At 46.4% G+C, this 1279-nt stretch carries 1 protein-coding gene; it reads right to left on the bottom strand.

Annotated features, from left to right (window positions below; translation table 11 throughout):
* Window positions 1-32 precede the first annotated feature (32 nt).
* Window positions 33-1091 carry a DUF1176 domain-containing protein gene (locus ACTXGO_RS13980; RefSeq protein ID WP_443574945.1) on the bottom strand — a complete coding sequence of 353 codons (1059 nt, stop codon included), beginning with the start codon at window positions 1089-1091 and terminating at the stop codon, window positions 33-35.
* Window positions 1092-1279 lie beyond the last annotated feature (188 nt).

The raw sequence follows: 1279 nt of genomic DNA, 5'->3' as shown, positions 1-1279 counted from the left end.
ATTTTTCAATTCACAGGCCTATCAATAATCCATTACTGACGGATAATTTTGACATCAGAGACATATGTAGGTAGCTGCCATGCGCCGCCAACTGACACCATGCGGCATAGTCCTGTGGTGCTTTCATGACTTTTGACAAAGCGCTTGCCATTCCATATCCAGTCAGTTTTGGACAGACAGTCGCCAAGGCTACGCCCTTTTTGTACCGCGCTTATCTTGCCGCTTTTGTATTCAGTAGCATTGGTCGTTACCAGCTGCGGGTTATAGGGCTTGCGATCATTGATAACCCAAGCGCCGGCGCCAGAGTTATAGACGGCGCTCCAACAGTTGTGCTGCACCAGTAGTTTGGTGCTACTCAAACGCGCCACTTGCCAAGAGGAGCTATCGGCAATATTAGGACAGTCGCTGCTATCTTTTAAAGTGGGTTTAAGCAGAGCGGCAAGGTTGGATGCGCGCATAACAAACTTGGTGCTTTGATTGGTGGTTTGAGAGCTTGGAAGTACCAAATTTAAAGAGGGCGCAGCAGCGGCCGAGAGTACGCTAGTATTCGATCTAGTCGCGTCTTCTGAGCCTATCAAAGCGCTGGGCGTCCCTACTCGGCCTTGCACCGCGTCCACTTGCATCATAGCAGCGGTTGCGCCTTTATCAGAGAGCTGCCAGCGGGTGTTACGTAAGACCAGCTCAATTTTGCTAGATTTAGCGAGTGCTGTGACTAAGGCATTCACTTGCGCTGCAGTAAGATCAGCGTCTCCTGATGACAGCGGTTTAATCTCGCCCAAATCTTTATTATCTATAAACAATGAGATGCGGTGACGATTACCCAACTGCATCAAAGCTTTAGAGGAGCTTTCTTTAGCGCCGCCAAATTTGACTTTGCCCTCAACGCTGGTATCAACGCCTGCGCGTCTAACTAAGAGAATAGAAACGGGCTGCTCTGAGCTACCTTCTGCCTGATAACCTGCGAGCCGACAAGTACGCGTATTGTCACACACCGCCTGCCAGTCTTGTTGAGTAAATTCCAGTGATGTAGCGGCTAGCGTCGAAAAGCTAGATAGCATAAATGCTGTAGATATAGCGGTAATACGCCACATATTTTTGGCTATTGGTCTTTTTATTATATTTCGATAGATCTGTACCATAGTGCGATCTCTCCTCAATAACACTTGCATATTCAAGGACAATAATGAGCCATTCTAGCTGAGTAGTGTGTCAATCTATTATGATAATGTAGCATTATGTAATAATGCAATCAACGAAATATGTAACGATTATTAAAATT

This window comes from Psychrobacter sp. T6-1, assembly GCF_052258445.1.
This window is presented reverse-complemented; position numbering and strand designations above follow the sequence as displayed.

Excerpts from the sequence above, each read along its gene's own strand:
- ACTXGO_RS13980 (WP_443574945.1), bottom strand. The coding sequence starts at position 1,091 with ATGTGGCGTATTACCGCTATATCTACAGCATTTATGCTATCTAGCTTT.